Origin of the sequence: Leptolyngbya iicbica LK (assembly GCF_004212215.1) — a bacterium.
GTDB lineage: Bacteria > Cyanobacteriota > Cyanobacteriia > Phormidesmidales > Phormidesmidaceae > Halomicronema > Halomicronema iicbica.
In genome coordinates, this window is record NZ_QVFV01000008.1 from 121,349 (window position 1) to 139,081 (window position 17,733).

Consider the following 17,733-nt stretch of genomic DNA (forward strand, 5'->3'; position numbering starts at 1 on the left):
CGCGTCGCCCGGTATACTGACGGGGGAGATACAGGAGAACAAAAGGCTTTGGGCGTTGATCTGCGCAGCTACGTATATATTGACAGTCTGCAACCGCAGCACGCCGCTTTCATGGGAACGGTTTCGGTAGGCTTTTTGCCCCTGCCGGGTGATTCGTCCCTGTGGCTCGAAATTTCACCGGGTATCGAAGTCAACCGCCTGATGGATATTGCCCTGAAATCGGCGGTGGTGCGCCCCGCTGTGCTCATGGTCGAGCGCCTGTACGGCACGTTAGAAATTCACTCCAGCAGTCAAGCCGAAATCCGGGCGGCGAGTCAGGCCATGCTTGATGTCTTGGGGGTTGATCGCCGTGACTGCTTGCGGCCTCAAGTTAAGTCGAGCCAGGTCATTCGCAACCTCGACTCGCACCATGTGCAGCTCATCAATCGCAGCCGTCGCGGCAACATGATCGTGGCGGGTCAGACGCTTTACGTGTTTGAAGTCGAGCCAGCAGCCTACGCTTCCCTGGCTGCCAACGAAGCGGAAAAAGCGGCGTTAATCAATATCTTGCAAATTACGTCGGTCGGCAGTTTTGGGCGCTTGTACCTGGGCGGCGAAGAGCGCGATATCTTAGCTGCGCAGCAAGCCGTACTCGGGGCGATGGAACGCTTGCCCGGTCGCGATCGCGACGATTTCCGTAACGAATAACCGCCTCTCAACTTTGGCATGACGACGCAGAGGTGCGTAGGACCACCGTTGGACGACCCACGCTACGAGTTCCCCTCATTCATCAGCTGGGCAGAGCGCTAGGTTGTCCCCTGCTGCACCGGAATGGTGACGTGGAAGGTGGTGCCCTGCCCCGGTTGGGAATCGCAGACCAGGGTGCCCCGATGCTGCTGGGTCACGATTTGATAGCTGATGGAGAGGCCGATGCCGGTGCCTTTGCCAATCGGCTTGGTGGTGTAAAAGGGTTCGAAAATGTGCGGCTGCTTGTCTGTCGGAATGCCCGCGCCATTGTCGGTAATGCTAATGCGGACTTGGTCGGGGATGATGGTCGTCGTGGCGATCGCGAGCTGCGGGGGCTCGATCTGATCGCCTGTTGCGAGTTTTTCATCTAGCGCATCGATCGCATTACTCAACAAATTCATAAACACCTGATTGAGCTTGCCGGCATAACATTCCACCATGGGCAGGTCGCCGTAATGACGGGTGAGTTGAATCTGGGGGCGATCGCCGTGCGCCTTGAGGCGATGCTGCAAAATCATGAGGGTACTGTCTAACCCCTCATGCAGGTTCACGGCCTTAATTTCCGCCTCGTCCATGCGCGAAAAAGTGCGCAGTGACGCCACGATACTTTTGATGCGTTCCGCTCCGATCCGCATCGATTCCAGCAGTTTGGGAAAGTCTTCGGCTAAGAAATCCAAATCCACCGCGTCGATGGCTTGTTGCAAGGTGGGCGGTGGGTCGGGGTAGGTTTGCCGATAGTGCGCGATTAACGTGAGCAAATCTTCGGTGTACTCTGCTGCGTGCACCACGTTGCCGTCAATAAAACTGACTGGATTGTTAATTTCATGGGCCACACCCGCTACAAGCTGGCCCAAACTCGACATCTTTTCCGTCTGCACGAGTTGTGATTGAGTGCGCTGCAACTCCGCCAGAGTCGCCTTGAGGTCAGCGGCTTGCTGTCGAGCTCGCACCGCATTTTCGGTGGCTTGCTCGTACAGGTCGGCCTGACCAATGGCAATGCCCACTTGGTCGGCCAAGGCTTTCAGGAGTTCGCTTTCCCCCACCGTCCACTGCCGTGGGCCACGACATTCGTGGGCAATGAGTAACCCCCATAGCTGTTGTTTGAGCAAAATCGGCACGATGAGGTTGGCCCGCACCTGCAAGCTTTCGAGATATTGCACATGGTCAGGGTGAAAGCCTGCCTGATAAATATCGGGGATGTCGCGCACCCGGTTAGGTAAGTTGTCGTCGACCCACCCGGCTGGGAAGCAGTTATCAAGCCCCGTGGCCCCGAGAATGGAAGGCCAAGCGGGGGCGCAATCTTCGACAATGACGACTCCCTGCCCATCAGCTTGAAACCGACAGACGGCTACGCGATCGGTGATGAGTTGGCTGCGCACCGCTTCGACGGTGGTTTGTAGCAATGGCATCAGCTCTAAAGAGTGGCGAATCTGAGTCGAGATGCGATTAATTAACCCTTGGCGACGCGCGAGTTCTTGGAGTCGCGTTTCGGACTCTTTGCGGCGGGTGATATCGGTCAAGACGCCGTCAATGAGCTGCACGGTGCCGGTGCTGTCGCTGATCGGTTGTCCGGTTTCTAAGACCCAGCGGGTGCTACCGTCGGCGTGGCGAATGCGATATTCCACTTCGAAGGGTTGACGACGGCCGATCGCGGCGGTAATTTCGCGGTCCACCCGATCGCGGTCAGCCCCATGAATGAGGCGCCACTCTTCTTGGTGAATGGGATGATCCACCGGATATCCGGTCATTTCGGCGATCGCGTCACTTTGAAATAGCAGCGTCCAATTGGCGTCCGCTTTGCAGCGGTATACCGCCCCCGGAATGTTGTTGATTAAGGTGCGATTGCGCTCTTCACTCTCTTGCAGAGCGGCCTCGGCCAGGCGGCGATCAGTAATGTCGATGACGGTGCCCATGAGCCCCAGCACCAATTCGTCGGGGTCACGCCACAGGCCGCCCCGTTCTTCGACCCAGCGGATGGTGTCGTCTCCCAGCAAGAGTCGGTATTGGATTTGATACTCGTGGCCGGTATTGACCGCTTGACTGACCGCTTGTTGCAGTCGCTCGCGATCGTGGGGATGGACATTCTGCAAATATGTGTGGAACGTGTCGCAGAAACTGACTGCCGACGCTTCAAATAATGTGCCGGGTTCTGTCGTCCAGGCCATTTGATCCGTCGCCATGTCCCACGTCCACACCCCCATGGCCGACACCTTGAGCGCCATCCGCAACTGTCGCTCATTTTCGCGGTAAGCCTCTTCAATAGTTTTGCGCTCGGTGACATCTAGCAAAACGCCACAAAAGACGACCTCGCCCAGTTCTTGCGGCACGGGCATGGCATCTAAGCGCCACCAGCGCGTGTCGCCATTGAGGGCCACAATCCGCCCTTCAAATTTCCAGGGGCTAAGGGTTTGAGCCGCCTCGTTAATGGTGGCTTGAAAGCGTTGACTATCGCGGGGATGGAGCCGATCTAAAAAAGTTTGGGCGTCGGCCATTAACGCCGCTGGTGTCAGGCCGGTCAGGGCTTGGATGCGATCGCTCACAAAATCGATCGCATAGCCCTCATCTAGCACCCGCAGTTGCAGCAGCGCTCCGGGAATCGTTTCCGTGATGGTGCGAAAGCGGGTTTCGTTATCCGCGATCGCCTGCTCCATCACCGCTTGTTCAATGGTGGCCGCCTCGGCTTGCTTACGGCTGGTCACATCCATCATCAGGCCATCCCACACCACCGCCCCGGTTGCGCCGACTTGGGGCCGACCAACCGTTTGGAGCCAGCCAACCTGGCCAGTGGGTTTGTAATAGCGGCCTTCCCAACGCCATGCGACTAAAGTGGCCGCCGACTCTAACAACGTCTCGGTAAATTGCGGGCGATCGAGCGGATGAATGCGGTCTAACACCTGCGCGGCATTCGCCAAGATCAGGTCAGAGCCTAACCCAAATACCTCATACGCCCCCGGACTGATAAATCCAAACTGTAAATCTCCCTGAGTCGAGCGTTGGAGTTGATAAATGACCGCTGGTACATTGGCCAACAAGGCTTCTAACTGAGCACTGGGCCAGGTCTCAGGCAATTTACCTGAGGTAACTGCCGCACTCGCCGTGACGGCCTCTAAATAGCAAATTAATGATGCGCCATCGGCCGATACCTGAGTGCGTCGCATGGCGGTGTAGGACGACTGATGCTCCGGCGTCAACACCACCGTGACCGAATTGTTATGCCCCTGCCCGTGCCAGGTTGCCGTATCTAAAGCGGCCAACTGTTGAGCGATCGCAGGCGATAACAAGTCCGCTTCTGTTGCCCCATTTAGGTCACGACGCTGCCAGCCGACCAGTTGGCAGCAGGCCTGGTTGATAAACTGCAATCGTTGCTCACGATCTTTGATGTAAATCGCCGTTGAGACTTCATTCAGGGCCTGATGCAGCAAATCTTGAGTGAGCTCCACAGTCGTTGTCATGTCGGGCATTGATTTGGAACGGTGATTGACCATGGCCAGTTTGATTTCAGTTTCCGCCACCCAGATTTACCCTTTTCGCCCTGATTCAGCGTCTTTTTTGGAACCCGCCCACCCTCGCCGTTCTGGTCCAGAGGTGAGGGACTGTGGTGACCTGCGCTCGCCCTGAGTTGAGAAAAGCGCCGCCCTGGCTTCCTGGCATTCGTTCCGTTTGCTTTGGAACCTGCTGCCGCTGAACGATGCAAAACCCCCTGGCCTCTGGCTCACATCGACCGATGGCTCAATGATCCCCAGCGTGAGCACACCGGAGTATTGAGCTCACTGGGTAGTACTAATATCCCCAAATTGACCCCAAAAACTGCGATCGCGTCAGCAATCTTTGCGATTAAACCCCATGGCTTCAAGCAACATGCTCTTCACCTTTTGGGAAGTCATAGCTGCCGCCGGGGCAACAACATCACTGGTTAACCCGAGAAGGAGGTGATCAAATCATCGATAAATGGCACGATGAGCGCGGCACACTCGGCGGGCAGCTCTTTTTGAATTTCCGCCTTGAGACAGGTGTAAGCGCGGGCGGCGGAGTTGCCTTTGTGAACCGCGCGAGTAATATTTTCCATCCACAGCGAAAAGCTCTGACGAAAGACTTCTGGATCCCCCGTCAACACGGCCTTTGCAATTTCTTGCAGGGCATAACTCATGTCGCGCTTGCATTTGGCGCTATGGGTTTGCACCTCTTGCCGATGGGTCAAGGCCAGCTGTCGCAGTGAGGCCATCACAAGGGCCTCGCCGCGTTGACTCAAGAGCTGATACGTCGCCAAACGCGCCTTGTAAGACTGCACATAAGTTTGCAAATTCCGGAGTTCTTCATCATTGAGAAAGCGGCCATCCGCCTGGACTGCCGCATTGTGTAAGGTAGCTAACATGGTGAAAGATTGCCTCCAAAATTTGTGTGCTTCATCGGTGCGATCGCGGCTGTGAGCTAACCGCTTCGGCTGCCAAACGTTTGCCGATATCAATGAATTGACCAGTCATCTAAGGATCAAAGCTGAGGCTTGAGAGCCTAGAAACGTCCCAGCCGCAGATTGCTGTAACGACTTGCCGCCAGTCTGCCCTTCAACAGACTTGAGGTATCGCAATATCTCTTTAAGATTCATCAAAGTTCATGTTTGCGGAGTGAGCGCTCTCGGACGGGCATCGATGAGGTGAGTGAGCGCAGCCCTGATCGTCATCGGGTGAAAGTTTCTGCCTGATCGCTCCGAGACTGCGCGAGACTGCGATCGCTGCTCCGCTCTGACTCAATCCTTCATTAAGAAATATCTCTCAAATTTAACCTTGGTTGCAGCTATGGGCCTGATCCTCAAATCACTCACAGCGTGGTGATAACTTGAGGGCTGCGACAGAATTTTCTTTTTACCAAGCGTAAATCTCATGTATCAAAAGCGCGAAAAAGACTGGCTCGGTTCCTTTGTAGTGGCTGCCATCGGCGCTGGCATTATTACGTCATTAGCAGTCGCTCAAGGACAAAGCCCCTGGTTAGCTATGGGCATTACCGGCTTTGCCGCATCCCTGGCAGTTGTAATTGATCACTATCTCTAAAGTTCTGTTGGGTAGGCAAGTCGGCTCAGTGAGTGAGGCGAGCCCGCAGTCAAATGAGCTCACGCCATCGGCAGTCAAGCTGACCTTGATCCTTAGCTCTGTTGTTTCTGAAGCTGGTCAGTTCTGCGGGTGGCAGATGTCTCGGCCCGAGCTTTGGTCGGCATGATTTTTACCTAGTCCAGATAGACTTCTAGCAGCGATAAGTCGTCGGAAAAGGTAGTGTGCTCTTGGGCGCGGCGGCTCACCTGCATCAAAATCTCGTCGATTGACTCACTCAAGTCGTGGGTTGAGAGAATCTCGATAAAGTCTTCTAGCCCCATGATGGTGTTGTCCCACTGCTTGATTTCGTAAACACCATCGCTGAATAAGTACAGGCGACTGCCGGGGGGAATCTCGCAGCGATTCCAACTGTATTGGACGTCGGGCAGCATACCAATCGGCAATCCTGGCGTCTTCAACGGTTCCACCGAGTGCTTTTGGCCTGTCTGGGGTGAAATCAACACGGCGGGTGGATGTCCGGCACTGGTGTACATCAGTTGGCGATTGGCGCGATTGTAGACGCCGTACCACATGGTGAAATACTTTTCATTCTGGTCGTTCATCTGAAACGTGTCGTTCAGCGCCTGGAGCACTTTTTCGGGACGATAAAAGTTCACATCGGGGAGCGCTTGCGATCGCAACATGTTCAACACAGACGTCGACAGTAGCGCTGAGCCCAGACCATGGCCCGACACATCTAACAAATAAATCACCAGGTAATCAGGATCGAGCCAGTAAAAGTCGTAGCAGTCGCCTCCTAGCGAACTGGAGGGAATAAAGCGGGCATTGATCGGCACCTTTTTGGTGAGATCTTGCGGCAGTAGCGATCGGACATAAGCTTCTGCTTCCGCTAGTTCCGCTTGCAGTTGGGCTTTTTGGGCTTGCAAGTCTTGACGGAGCTGCAAGACTTGCTGGCAAGCTAAGAGTCGCGCGCGCAAAGTCACCTCATCCAGCGGGTAGGCGAGCCAATCGTCAACCCCCGCTGACAGTGCTGGCATCACATCAGCCAGCCGATCAGCCGCCACCAACATGAGACAAAAAAGTGGGGGAGTGTCTGGGTGCTCTTTCCAGCTCTGCCAGAGCGATAAATCATCCGTTGCTGATGCTTGTTGCCAGTCGCCAATGATCAACAGCGGTTCACTCAAGTGGGTGAGATCAAGAGCTCGCGGGTCTTCATCCCAAAAGGTGATGTCATACTCGGCGGCGTCGAGCCACTGAAGAAGGCAATGACGAACGGCTGCATCTGAGTTGACCACCAGAATCTGCATCATCCAGAGAAATCCTATCCAAATTGACGAACTGCCATAGTCAGGCTGACGGCTGAGTGTTGCCCCTAGCTACCACGCTTGCATAACTAAGATGACCCGCCACCAGTGGTAATGTGCCCCCAACTCACCAACCTCAATAAAATGTGCTGTTCACGCCTGACGATTCTCACAGATTAATCTGATTTTGCCGAAACGATGCATCAGGCGGCTAATGGACTGTCAGTGGGGATAGCTACAGGTGTGCGTGATCTAACTTGAGATACGGAGATTTGGAGTCCTGGGCGCTTCTATAAAACATGCTCTGACCGGGAAAATCATCAGTGTTAGTACCCCGTTATCGTGGGCTGTATGGAGCGATCGCTGCACACACGATACTGCTCTCTCGGCTGGCAAAACAACCGATGTAGCGCCGCTGGTAATACTGATCACTAAGCACCCGCGAGCAATGGTTATGGAGTCCCGCGCAGCTCAATGACTAGCACCACCTCGTCCGAGGCGATCGCGACCCCATCATCCTGCGCCGGTACGAGTGGTGGCAGTTGCGGTGCCAACGTTTCAATACACTGCAGAACGGCAGCAGGCACAGTAGCATTCTCCTCCCAGGGTAAAAACTGCATGATCTGACCTTGAGCATCAATTGCTGGCCACATCGTTATCCGAACGGTCGAACCCACTGGAATCAGGCCAGTTGAGCAGGCGGCCCCTTGTAATACAGCCGCCGTCTCAGTTTGCCAACCAGGGGGTAACTGGGGCGGCTGATCGTGAATATCGGAGCCCCCCCCTGGCACTGGCTGCAAGGACCACCAAGACTGGAGTCCAGTGGCCGATGGCCCCGTTGGCCCCTCAGAAACCGGGGGGGCGTCACTATTCTCACCGCCGGAGTCACCCGGCAAACTCGGCGGCACGACAGGACTTGACGCTTCACCGCTGGGTGGCACCGGGGTGACGGACTGTGGCGGAGACGATGTGGCGGGAGGCGACCCCGAGGGTGCAGGCGGTGGTGTGACTGTTGAGGGCGGCGGGGTCGGGGCGGCGACTGGCGGCGGAGTTGCCGGGGAAGGCGGTTGAGGTGGCGTTGGTGCTGGCACCCCTGGCGTTGTGGGGGCAACGGCAGGCGCGACGGGCTGAGTCGTCGTCGGTGTCACTGGTGTACGCGACGGCGTGGATGGTGGTGACACCGGGGCGAGTTCGCTGGTGGTGGGGACGCGCTCAGTTGCTGGCGGCGGGGGTGGGCTGGCAGCAGTATTGTCGGACTGATGGGTGGTGACCTCCTCTGCGATCGGGGTCGTCGCGGGGGTAGGCTCCGCTGTAGCGGGCGATAAGGTAATGAACTTAATCGGTACAGGCGTCGCCACCTCGCTCTGCCGCTGTTGCCAAGCGGCTAATCCCCACCAAGCCACCAGAGAGTGGAGCAGGGCAGCCGCGATCGCGCTGTTGACCCAAACCCAGCGCGGGGTCTGAAACTGATTTCGGCTCAACACAGCTCTGGCAGCACCCTATCGTCACGCGACATCATGACCTAGCTTAGCGGTTCCACACATGAGCGCCGCTCTGAGTCAACCAGTTCGCTAGATGCCACAACTCAGTCCCCGTGAATCTGGAGACACTGTCGCCAGATTCAGCACTATGCGCCCCCGCAGACAATGCCGCTGATGGCTCACAGTTGAATGCTACAAACCTTGAGCGGCAGTTGGAGGCCACGGAGCTGGGCGGCAAAACACGAGACTATAGTCTCCTGGGATAAATGCTGGGCCAATGTCCAAGACACCAAAACCCCATTGGGCTCAGCCACTTCCTGGAGTCGTGAGGCGATGTTGACGCAGGGGCCGATCGCGGTATAGTCCGCCCGGACTTCTCCGCCAAACATCCCTACTACCGCGTCGCCCTGGTGAATGCCATAGCGCACCCGGATTTCGGGAATATCTTGGGTTCGCCATTTCTGATTCAGCTCATCCAGAGTGTCGTGCATGCGATGGACTGCTGCGATCGCCCGTCGGGCCTGTTCATCGGGCGGCAATTCTTCTGGTGCGCCAAACAGCGCCAACACCCCATCCCCCATGAATTTATCGACTGTGCCACCACTGGCAAAAATCGCTTCTGTCATAGCGTTGAGATATTCATTCAACACCTGGGCCAGGCGACGCGGGCCTAACTGATCAGACAAGGGGGTAAAGCTGACAATGTCGCTAAACAGCACCGTAATCTGGCGCGGTTCAGGTTGCAGGGCGAGTTGTAAATCTCCCGCTGCGGCTTTCGTCACCAGCGTCTCGGGCAAAAACCGCCGCAGCACCGACTCTGTCAAATACTGATTGAGTTCCCGTACCTTTTGCTCGTTGGCTTTGAGGGCCAACAAATTGCGCACTTCGGCCAGCAGTTCGCGATCGTTAAATGGTTTGCCCAAATAGGCATCTGCTCCCTGCTCGACGCCTTCAATGCGGGTTTCATCATCGACCTTGGCCGTTAACAGCACAATGGGAATGCTGCTCAAAGCTTCGGTTTGGCGAATCTGCTGCAACAGTTCCAGCCCCGACATCCCCGGCATCATTAAATCGGTCAAAATCAAGTTGGGCGTGAAGGTTTCGAGCATCGCCAAAGCGGCGACCCCATCGTGGGCTGTGCGCACTTGATAGCCTTGGCGTTGCAATACATTCGAAATGTACGATCGCAAATCAGCATTATCATCCACCACTAGGATGTGCGGCATTCCCGTCAGCGTATTGGATGAGGTGTTCGTCGTGATCGCTGGTGACGAGGCTTCCGGCATCATCGAGATATCAGCTAGTTCGACTTCGGCACGGCTGATCTCAATGGCAGCGGCCTGGGTCAATATTTGCTCAGCTGGTAAGTGCTGGTGGCCGGTGGGTAACGTAACCACAAAGGTTGTTCCCTGACCATGGGTTGAAGTCACATCAATGGTGCCGTGATGCAAAGACACCAGTTCTTTGACGAGGGCGAGGCCCAGCCCGGTGCCTTCATAACGCCGATTGGTCGAGCCATCGGCTTGTCGAAAGCGATCAAATAAATGAGGCAGTTGATCATCACGGATGCCGATGCCCGTATCACTGACTTTGACGACACAGTGCCCGGCTGTCGCTTCTAAAACGACGGTGATGGTACCGCCCGCAGGCGTAAATTTCACCGCATTCGACAAGAGGTTGTAGAGCACCTTGTCGAACTTTTCGAGATCGAGAAAGGCAGTGACACCTGCCGTCAGGTGGGTCTGTAGCTGCAACCCCTGGCGTTCACAATAGGGCTGAAACGCGGTCACCACATCTTTGATAAAAGCGGCCACATCCACGGGACGAAAGGTCGGCTGCATCCGACCCGCATCCAGCCGTTGCAAATCGAGCAGTTGATTCACCAATCGCAGTAACCGCCGGGCATTGCGGAGGGCAACGGTGGACTCTTCCAGATTTAAGCCCCGCTGATGGCTGACGGCGGCTTCTAACGGACCTAAGGTCAGCGTCAGCGGGGTGCGAAACTCATGGGAAATATTTTGAAAGAATTCAGTTTTTTGGCGATCAAGCGCCATGAGTTGTTCCGTCTGCTCGCGGGTTTTTTGATACAGGCGGGATTGCTGCACCGCGATCGCCGCCTGACTCGCGACCGCCTGCGCCAACTCAATTTCTCCCGGTTGCCAGGGGTGAGGGCGATGAATATGACGGAGCGAAATGCTGCCAATAATTTGGTCCTCAGTCATCAATGGCACGACGAGTAGCGATCGCGCCCCTCCTGAGCGGAGGGGTTGATCTTGCATCGTCATTTCGGGATGCTGACTCAGATCATCAATCTGAATTGGTTGTTGCGTTGTCAATAGCTCTTGCAAGACCGGGTTTTGACTAACGGGCGTTTGCGATCGCGGCAACACCGGATCTGACTCCGAGGTGTGGGGCACCGGACTGCCGTCAGGATGGGCTTCATACAGCCCCACACACTGCATATAGTCATTGGCCGCCGTCCACAGCGACAGCACACAGCTATCAACGGATAACACCTGCCCTAGTTCCCGCGTGATCGCTGCAAAAATGGCCTGGGGCTCCAAACTAGAGCGAATGGCCTGTGTCACCGTATTGAGTAATTGTTCACGCCGCGCCAGCGCTTGCATCTGCTCGTAGGTCAGCGCTTGCGACAGGGCCAGGGCCGTTTGATCGGCAACGGTCGCCAGCAGTTGGCGATCGCCCTCATGCCAAGCCTCAACCTCGCCACAGCGATGGAGGGCTAGCACGGCCAGCGGTTGTTGTTGACTAATCAGTGGGACCAGTAAGCTAGCTTGTACATTGAGGTCAGCTAACCGACTGACAACTAAGCGATCATCGTCGTTCGTCAAGACTGTCTCAGGGCTGAGCATCGTCATCTCGGTCACCGGCCAAGCCAAGTCTGACGGCAGCAAAGGGGCTGCGCTGGTAACTTGAGCCGCATTGGTGTAAATCGTGGCGGTGACCGCAGTACTGGCGGTGCCCAACGGCTGCAAGACGCAAATATCGGCTCCCATATGCTGACCCACCGTTTCGACCACAGTCTGCATCATTATTTGCGCTGTGGTTGCACTGCGGATGGTGTTCGTCATCGCGTTCAGCAACGTTTCTTGTTGCAAGACGCGCTCTAATTCTTCGGTGCGCGATCGCAATAACTGATGGGCATCCAGCGCTTGGGAGACCACCGTCTTCAGGTCCTGCGCTTCCCAGGGTTTAGTGACATATTTAAACACCTTGCCCTGGTTAATCGCCCCGACTAAATCCTCAACATCTGTATACCCCGTCAAAATGATCCGCATGATATTGGGGTATTGCACCGCTGTCTGGCGCAAAAATTCGGTGCCACTCATGCCCGGCATCCGCTGATCGGAAATAATGACCGCGACGTCTGGGTGCTCCGTGAGAGTCTCTAAAGCCGCATGACCACTTTCTGCCCGCAGTACCTTGAACTGTCTGTAAAACGTGCGATACAGCAAATCAAGATTGTCTGGCTCATCATCGACAACCAGCAACTTGGGTTTAGTGTTAAGTTCTCGACGCGGCTTAATAGACAACCCTCGATACCTGATATTTGACGTTCCTAAAGTTGATGCACAATTCCTGATGCTCCAGGCCAGACTCAATCGTGCTGTCTAAAATCGATGACCGCACAGGCACTCCATAGTTTGCCCCAGAACCCTGTCAGAAATTGCTAATTCAGCCTCAACAATTTGTCTGAGCGCCGACTCAGTCTCCCTGAGCGCCCGGGCTAGATAGTTGCCTACCAGCGGCTACACCGCTCGACTTGCTTGACTTAGACTGCACCCAGCTAACGTTGATTTGGCTGAGTTTAGATGCCTGAGTGATGGTGGCCCCAGAGTTGATCCCAGTTAGTTTTACTTCACACCTTGTGACAGTCAGGATAATTGCTGCCCCCCTTTAACCCGACCCTGAGTCGGTACAGACGCCCCCTTGTTCAGTTCGCGATGGGCCTGATCCGGGCTCTCGTATTTTGCCAGTTAACCTGCAATCACCCCCCAATTTGAGCATCGTCTGCAGCCACAAACAAAACATTGAGATCAGGCAGGGTAAACTGACGGATAGTTCGATATACCGGCTTGGCACACCTCTAAGAGAATGCCCAATCCTGGTGTTACAAACGCAATGCCTCGGTCACTTTGTTCCCCATGCCAGTGTCTCGATCTGCTGAATTTGAATCAGTTTCGTTTTATATCCGGCCGGCAGTGCTAACGGATTTACAGGACGTGGCCACTGTTTTAGCCAGCAGCTTTTATCCGCCTTTGGGTTGGCAGCGGTGGTTGTATCCTCTGTTTCGCTTTAGCATTCACGAAGATCTGAAGCAGCGGCTACAAGGGGGACATCCGCACTATCGCTGCCTGACGGCGATCGCGCCTGATCGCATCACCCGCCAACCGACTGTCATTGGCACGGTCGAAGTCGCTTACCGTCAACCCCATTTATGGACCTTTCACCGTTTGCCCTGGGTCTACCTCTCGAACTTGGCCGTCTGCCCTCACTATCGTCGTCAGGGGGTGGCACGGCGGCTCTTGCAAGCGGCTGAGCAGCTGACTCTTGACTGGGGCTTTGGGGATTTGTCTCTGCATGTCATGACAGATAACAGCCAGGCTCGGCAGCTCTATGAGGGCATGGGGTATCAACTCCATCGGGTCGAACCGACGCTCTTGTCTCTCTTTAACTTTCAGCCCTCGCGCTTATTGTTGAGAAAGACGATCTCACCACCACAGCGATCGTCGTCCGTTTTTCAGTATGTTGATCCCACCGCTTCGGAGCCTTCACACTGACCTCTCAGCTCACTAGCAGAGCCGGACTGCGGAGATGAAGGGGGGCTAGGAAGAATGGTCAGCCGTCATCCCTCAGAGTCTGTATAGCGAGCAGGAGGCGATCGCTGACTCAGCGCCAGGATTTTAGTGTCACAGGTTTTATGAGGATTGGTATACTTGCCGCAGTTCCATCGCGGTGAAAGGAACTAATGACACTATCCTTGGCTCAATCGGGGACGCCAGACCCGTTGGTCACCCACAGATAGTGTTGACCGCCGTAGCCTTGCGGTTGCTTTGTGGCAATGCCTTGCGCTTGCCAATCATCTCAATTTCTGGAAGGAAACGAGCCTGAACCCATGGCCTCTAACGCGCGTGTGAAACTTATTCGGTATCTGCTGCCCGTCATCGATCCGGCGACTCAGCATTGGTCACGAGAATCGCGTCTTATTCGTTGGCTGACGCTAGTGTGGTTGTCGATTGGCCTGATTACTTTGTTTTCGGCTTCTTACCCGGTTGCCCTAGCTGAAACGGGGATCGGTTGGCGATTTTTAGCGATTCAGCTGCTGTGGGTATTTTTAGGGCTCAATCTGTTTAATTGGATTGTGCGGCAGCCGATTACTAGTCTGATCCGGCTGTCGGGCATCGCCTTTTTTGTGTTGATCGGGCTACTATTTCTGACGCTGATCCCAGCTCTGGGCGTCACGATTAATGGCGCGACGCGGTGGCTAGCTCTCGGCCCATTTTTGATCCAACCCTCAGAGCTACTAAAACCGCTGCTCGTATTGCAAGCCGCTCGACTGTTTGGCCGCTGGCCGCAGTTGTCATGGTCGACCCGGGGTTGGTGGATTGGGTTATTTGCGATCGCGATCGCGGCCATCTTGTTGCAGCCCAACCTCAGCACCGCCGCGATTTGTGGTCTCTCTGTATGGTTAGTCGCATTGGCGGCGGGCTTGCCCTATCGGTTGCTGCTGGGCACGGCGATGACGGGGTTGACGACGGCTTTGGTGAGTCTCAGTGCCAATGCTTATCAGCGCGAGCGGATTACGGCCTTTCTCAATCCCTGGGCCGACCCCATGGGTAATGGGTATCAGCTGATTCAAAGTTTGCTGGCGATTGGCTCTGGTGGCTGGTTAGGCAGTGGCTTAGGTTTGTCAGAACAAAAACTGGACTTTTTGCCGATTCAGTACACCGATTTTATTTTTTCGGTTTACGCCGAGGAATTTGGGTTCATCGGTGGCCTCTTTTTACTTACGCTGCTAATGTCTTATGCCACCCTGGCGACTTTGGTCGCGATGCGCATTCAGCATCCGATTCACCGTCTCATTGCGATCGGGGCCATGGTGCTCTTAGTGGGGCAATCGCTATTAAATATTGGGGTGGCGGTTGGAGCTTTGCCGACGACTGGCTTGCCATTGCCGTTGTTTAGCTATGGGGGGAGCTCGATGATTGCCAGCTTAGCGATCGCGGCTTTGTTGACCCGCGTCGCCCGTGAAGTTAACACCGACAATGTCGTTTCCCTGCCGCTCGGGCAACCCCTCAGCAAGCCCCAAGCTTGAAAGTCTCAGCAGTGAGTGTTGGCACTGGCATGGCCGAACGCTTTCGCCAGTCTTGCGCTGCAAGGTGAAGGAACTTACTGCAAAACACCGCCTTCCACTTCGCGGATGTCAGCTCCCCCAAACCGAGGTGCCCGACCCGCCCAGTCAAATTCGTTGATGCGAAAGCCTAAGAAGCCCGCTGAGCGAGTTGGACTATAGCGAAGAAAGAGGCCGTAGGTTCGACGATTGTATTCAAACACGTAGTCTGTATTGATGATTTCGCCAGTGTCGAGGTTGACTGAAGTCTGGAAACCAAGGCGAAACGGCCCGTATAGCTGCTGAATGATGCCACCGCTGAGTCGATTGCTATCCACATTGCGGTCAAAGAAAAACGGTGATGTTGCGGCATCGCTGACAAACGAGCGTGTGTAAGTCACATTGAACACAGTCGAGTCGAAGAAGTCACGCGAAAAATGACCGAACTCGCCCGACAGGCGGACACTCGCCGATAGATCGTCTTGAGTGTCGTCGCTGGTGTAATACGTGTAGGTGCCCCGACCAAACAATGCTAGGCGAATATTTGGAACGCGAGGCGTGGAAGTAAATCGAAGTCCCTCTTCCGGAGTTGCCGGCAACGCCTCACCGCGCCACAGGTCAAAGCTACGACCGATGGCCACGCTGCCTTGAAATCGCCCTAGACTAGCTCGAAACGGAGGGGTTGTACTGTTGACTAGCTCAAGTCGATCAGTGTCAGCCGTAATGTATTGGGCCGCAACCTGATAACTGAAGGTAATGCCAGTATCGCCAATGCGGAAGCTAGGGGACACCAGTACCGCTCCAAGATTGCTCTGGACATTTTGAAAACCCAAGGAGCCATTGAAGAGGCGATCGCGGTAACTGTACTCCAGATTGAGCACGTGCCTGCCAAGTAGCTGGCGGACGCGGACGCTGGAGCGGAGTCGATCCTCCAGGTTTTGCAGATCAAGCCCTGAAAAACTAGCGTTAAATCGGACACTGGTACGTGGACCCAGCAATCCCACCACGTCGGCTTCGAGGCCCAAATTGCTCAAAAATGATTCGTCTTCGGGGGGCGGGTCTTCACCTGCTAACAAACGCTGCACCAAGACCTGTGGCGTGATAAATGCCCGCCATGAGCCCGCTCGATAGACCTCAAAAGAGCGTTCAACAAATAGACCATCTCGATCTGTGCCGTCGTAACCGAAGGTCACAAACAAAGGATTAGCACTCTGTTCGCCTCGGGTCAGCAAGATGCGATCGCGTAGCAGAGGCACGGTAAAGCTTTGGTCAAAAACCAGTCGGGCATTCTCGATATAGAGTTCGTCTTGCAGGTCAGTCAACCGAGTCAGAGTGGCTGAGTTACCACGAAACTCTAATTCTGGCGGCGAAAACGGGTCATTCGTCAGGCTGATTTCCTGGGCATACCAACCTTCCGCATCAAAGTCGAGTTGTGCCGCCTCAAATCGAAATCGGCGTACTGCTCCCCCCGCAGTAGGCTGGGGCAATCCTGAAGCGCTAGAAGGCACCGTGAGTCCGGTACCAAAGGAGAGGTTGCCCGTACCCTCAACATTGTTAATGGGATCAGCGGCGAGAATATCAGGATCAGTTGTGCCTGGTGTTAGGTCTCCGGCTAAATCACTCCCCGCACTGGGAATAAAGAGCGTCCCTCGGGCATCAAACAAACTGCCGGCCCCTTGAATGAGGTTGTATTCACCGCGATCAGCCTCAATCACCTGTTCTCCACGGGTGAAGAGCACATCGCCATCGACCACCACAAATCGGTTGGCTAGGTTGGCCCACAGGCGATCTGCCCTCAAAATGCCGTTGCCCAGCCGTAACACCACATCCCCCTGGGCGGTCAGCACCTGGGTTTGGGGTTCAAACTCTTGATAGTCAGCCGTCAAATTCAACGGGGTGGGAGGACGGTTGGTGGGTTGAGTCGGCGTCAGCAACGCGCCATCAACCACCGCTCCGTTGGACCAGTCACGTTCGGGGGTGGCGGCCCGGGGATAAACGGGGCCATCCTCTTCTTCGTCTAGCGTTGTTGACGATTCAGGATCGTCGCCTTCTACCACCTCATCTTCATCCGAGTTGGTATCGGTTTGGGGCGCTTGATCGGGCGGCGGTGGGTTAGGAACGTTCTCTGCATCAGGCGCGGCATCGCGATCGCCCAATTGCGATACCCAAGGAGCCCGTATCGAAGCAAAGTTTCGTTGAGAGGGAGGAGCCGATGCCTCTTCTAAACCCAGTGGTGCGGATATAGGCTCAGCCTGGAGGAATTGGGCCTGAGTTGCCGATGCGGCTAGGGAAGGAACATCCGTCGCTCTGATGACAGAGGCGATATCGGAAAACTGCACCGGACGAGTCAACGCTTCGGGTGCTGAGAAGGCAGCCGGATCTGGCCGTCCCTGGTGAGAGGAAGTTGCCGCGCGATCGCTGGGATCAGACCGAGGTGTCGCTTCGTCCGGGGTCGCCGTCGACACTGTCTGAACAAGGGCAGGAGGAGGCAGATCAGCAGGAGGAATAAAGGGCATAGACGGCCAGCCAATCAAAACAAAAGCCCGACAAGCGGGCTTTAAGATTCAGATATCAGTAGAAACCTGAAGGCAATCTTGTGTCAGCCAGATATTAAGTCGGCACGATGCTGAACGATTGATTCAGCTTTACCTGCAATATCAAGCAGATGACTGACTTATTCCATGTCGGAACGACCAGGATTACGGGAAGGATCTCCGCTCAGGAAACCAAAAATGAATAAGCCCACAAAGAAGGCCACGACGAGATAAACAACAATCTTAAGAGTCAGCATTGCAGACTTCCCATCTATAGACAGCAATCGGTAAGGT

At 55.2% G+C, this 17,733-nt stretch carries 11 protein-coding genes; 4 read left to right on the forward strand and 7 right to left on the reverse strand.

Features of this window, described 5'->3' with window-relative positions:
- The first annotated feature begins 48 nt into the window (after window positions 1–48).
- Window positions 49–687, forward strand: coding sequence for a beta-carboxysome protein CcmP (gene ccmP, locus DYY88_RS21155; RefSeq protein WP_039726275.1), 639 nt, complete (start codon window positions 49–51; stop codon window positions 685–687).
- Window positions 688–785: 98 nt separating this feature from the next.
- On the opposite strand, the gene DYY88_RS21160 is transcribed toward ccmP, so the two are convergent.
- Both DYY88_RS21160 and DYY88_RS21165 read right to left on the reverse strand, forming a co-directional pair.
- Entirely contained in the window at window positions 786–4,187 is a 3,402-nt protein-coding gene (locus DYY88_RS21160) for a PAS domain-containing protein (RefSeq protein WP_207223366.1), read from the reverse strand.
- Window positions 4,188–4,639: 452 nt separating this feature from the next.
- A complete protein-coding gene (locus tag DYY88_RS21165; protein WP_039726276.1) occupies window positions 4,640–5,098 on the reverse strand; it encodes a globin family protein in 459 nt (152 codons plus the stop codon).
- A gap of 505 nt (window positions 5,099–5,603) precedes the next feature.
- On the opposite strand from DYY88_RS21165, the gene DYY88_RS24345 reads away from it, so the two are divergent.
- The gene (locus tag DYY88_RS24345) at window positions 5,604–5,771 is read left to right on the forward strand and encodes a hypothetical protein (RefSeq protein WP_165390135.1); all 168 of its coding nucleotides are present in this window, start codon (window positions 5,604–5,606) and stop codon (window positions 5,769–5,771) included.
- A 173-nt stretch (window positions 5,772–5,944) separates the two neighbouring features.
- Here the strand turns inward: DYY88_RS24345 and DYY88_RS21170 are convergent, their stop codons facing one another.
- From DYY88_RS21170 to DYY88_RS21180, 3 genes are all read right to left on the reverse strand, one after another.
- Complete coding sequence (locus DYY88_RS21170) at window positions 5,945–7,081, reverse strand: PP2C family protein-serine/threonine phosphatase (protein WP_039726278.1); 1,137 nt, start codon at window positions 7,079–7,081, stop codon at window positions 5,945–5,947.
- A 446-nt stretch (window positions 7,082–7,527) separates the two neighbouring features.
- A complete protein-coding gene (locus DYY88_RS21175) occupies window positions 7,528–8,559 on the reverse strand; it encodes a hypothetical protein (RefSeq protein WP_039726279.1) in 1,032 nt (343 codons plus the stop codon).
- A gap of 176 nt (window positions 8,560–8,735) precedes the next feature.
- Window positions 8,736–12,065, reverse strand: coding sequence for a response regulator (locus DYY88_RS21180; RefSeq protein WP_236146335.1), 3,330 nt, complete (start codon window positions 12,063–12,065; stop codon window positions 8,736–8,738).
- A gap of 732 nt (window positions 12,066–12,797) precedes the next feature.
- Here DYY88_RS21180 and DYY88_RS21185 point away from each other — a divergent pair.
- Both DYY88_RS21185 and DYY88_RS21190 read left to right on the forward strand, forming a co-directional pair.
- Window positions 12,798–13,355 carry a GNAT family N-acetyltransferase gene (locus DYY88_RS21185; RefSeq protein ID WP_165390136.1) on the forward strand — a complete coding sequence of 186 codons (558 nt, stop codon included), beginning with the start codon at window positions 12,798–12,800 and terminating at the stop codon, window positions 13,353–13,355.
- A 335-nt stretch (window positions 13,356–13,690) separates the two neighbouring features.
- The gene (locus DYY88_RS21190) at window positions 13,691–14,890 is read left to right on the forward strand and encodes an FtsW/RodA/SpoVE family cell cycle protein (RefSeq protein ID WP_039726280.1); all 1,200 of its coding nucleotides are present in this window, start codon (window positions 13,691–13,693) and stop codon (window positions 14,888–14,890) included.
- Window positions 14,891–14,964: 74 nt separating this feature from the next.
- On the opposite strand, the gene DYY88_RS21195 is transcribed toward DYY88_RS21190, so the two are convergent.
- Window positions 14,965–17,421, reverse strand: coding sequence for a DUF3769 domain-containing protein (locus DYY88_RS21195; RefSeq protein ID WP_052456679.1), 2,457 nt, complete (start codon window positions 17,419–17,421; stop codon window positions 14,965–14,967).
- A 158-nt stretch (window positions 17,422–17,579) separates the two neighbouring features.
- Window positions 17,580–17,696, reverse strand: coding sequence for a photosystem II reaction center protein I (locus DYY88_RS21200; RefSeq protein ID WP_072041312.1), 117 nt, complete (start codon window positions 17,694–17,696; stop codon window positions 17,580–17,582).
- Window positions 17,697–17,733 lie beyond the last annotated feature (37 nt).

What these genes read in the sequence shown, in the direction of transcription:
- DYY88_RS21160 (WP_207223366.1), bottom strand. Translation starts at nt 4,187, where the DNA reads ATGCCCGACATGACAACGACTGTGGAGCTCACTCAAGATTTGCTGCAT.
- DYY88_RS21165 (WP_039726276.1), bottom strand. Translation starts at nt 5,098, where the DNA reads ATGTTAGCTACCTTACACAATGCGGCAGTCCAGGCGGATGGCCGCTTT.
- DYY88_RS24345 (WP_165390135.1), top strand. Translation starts at nt 5,604, where the DNA reads ATGTATCAAAAGCGCGAAAAAGACTGGCTCGGTTCCTTTGTAGTGGCT.
- DYY88_RS21170 (WP_039726278.1), bottom strand. Translation starts at nt 7,081, where the DNA reads ATGATGCAGATTCTGGTGGTCAACTCAGATGCAGCCGTTCGTCATTGC.
- DYY88_RS21190 (WP_039726280.1), top strand. Translation starts at nt 13,691, where the DNA reads ATGGCCTCTAACGCGCGTGTGAAACTTATTCGGTATCTGCTGCCCGTC.
- DYY88_RS21195 (WP_052456679.1), bottom strand. Translation starts at nt 17,421, where the DNA reads ATGCCCTTTATTCCTCCTGCTGATCTGCCTCCTCCTGCCCTTGTTCAG.
- DYY88_RS21200 (WP_072041312.1), bottom strand. Translation starts at nt 17,696, where the DNA reads ATGCTGACTCTTAAGATTGTTGTTTATCTCGTCGTGGCCTTCTTTGTG.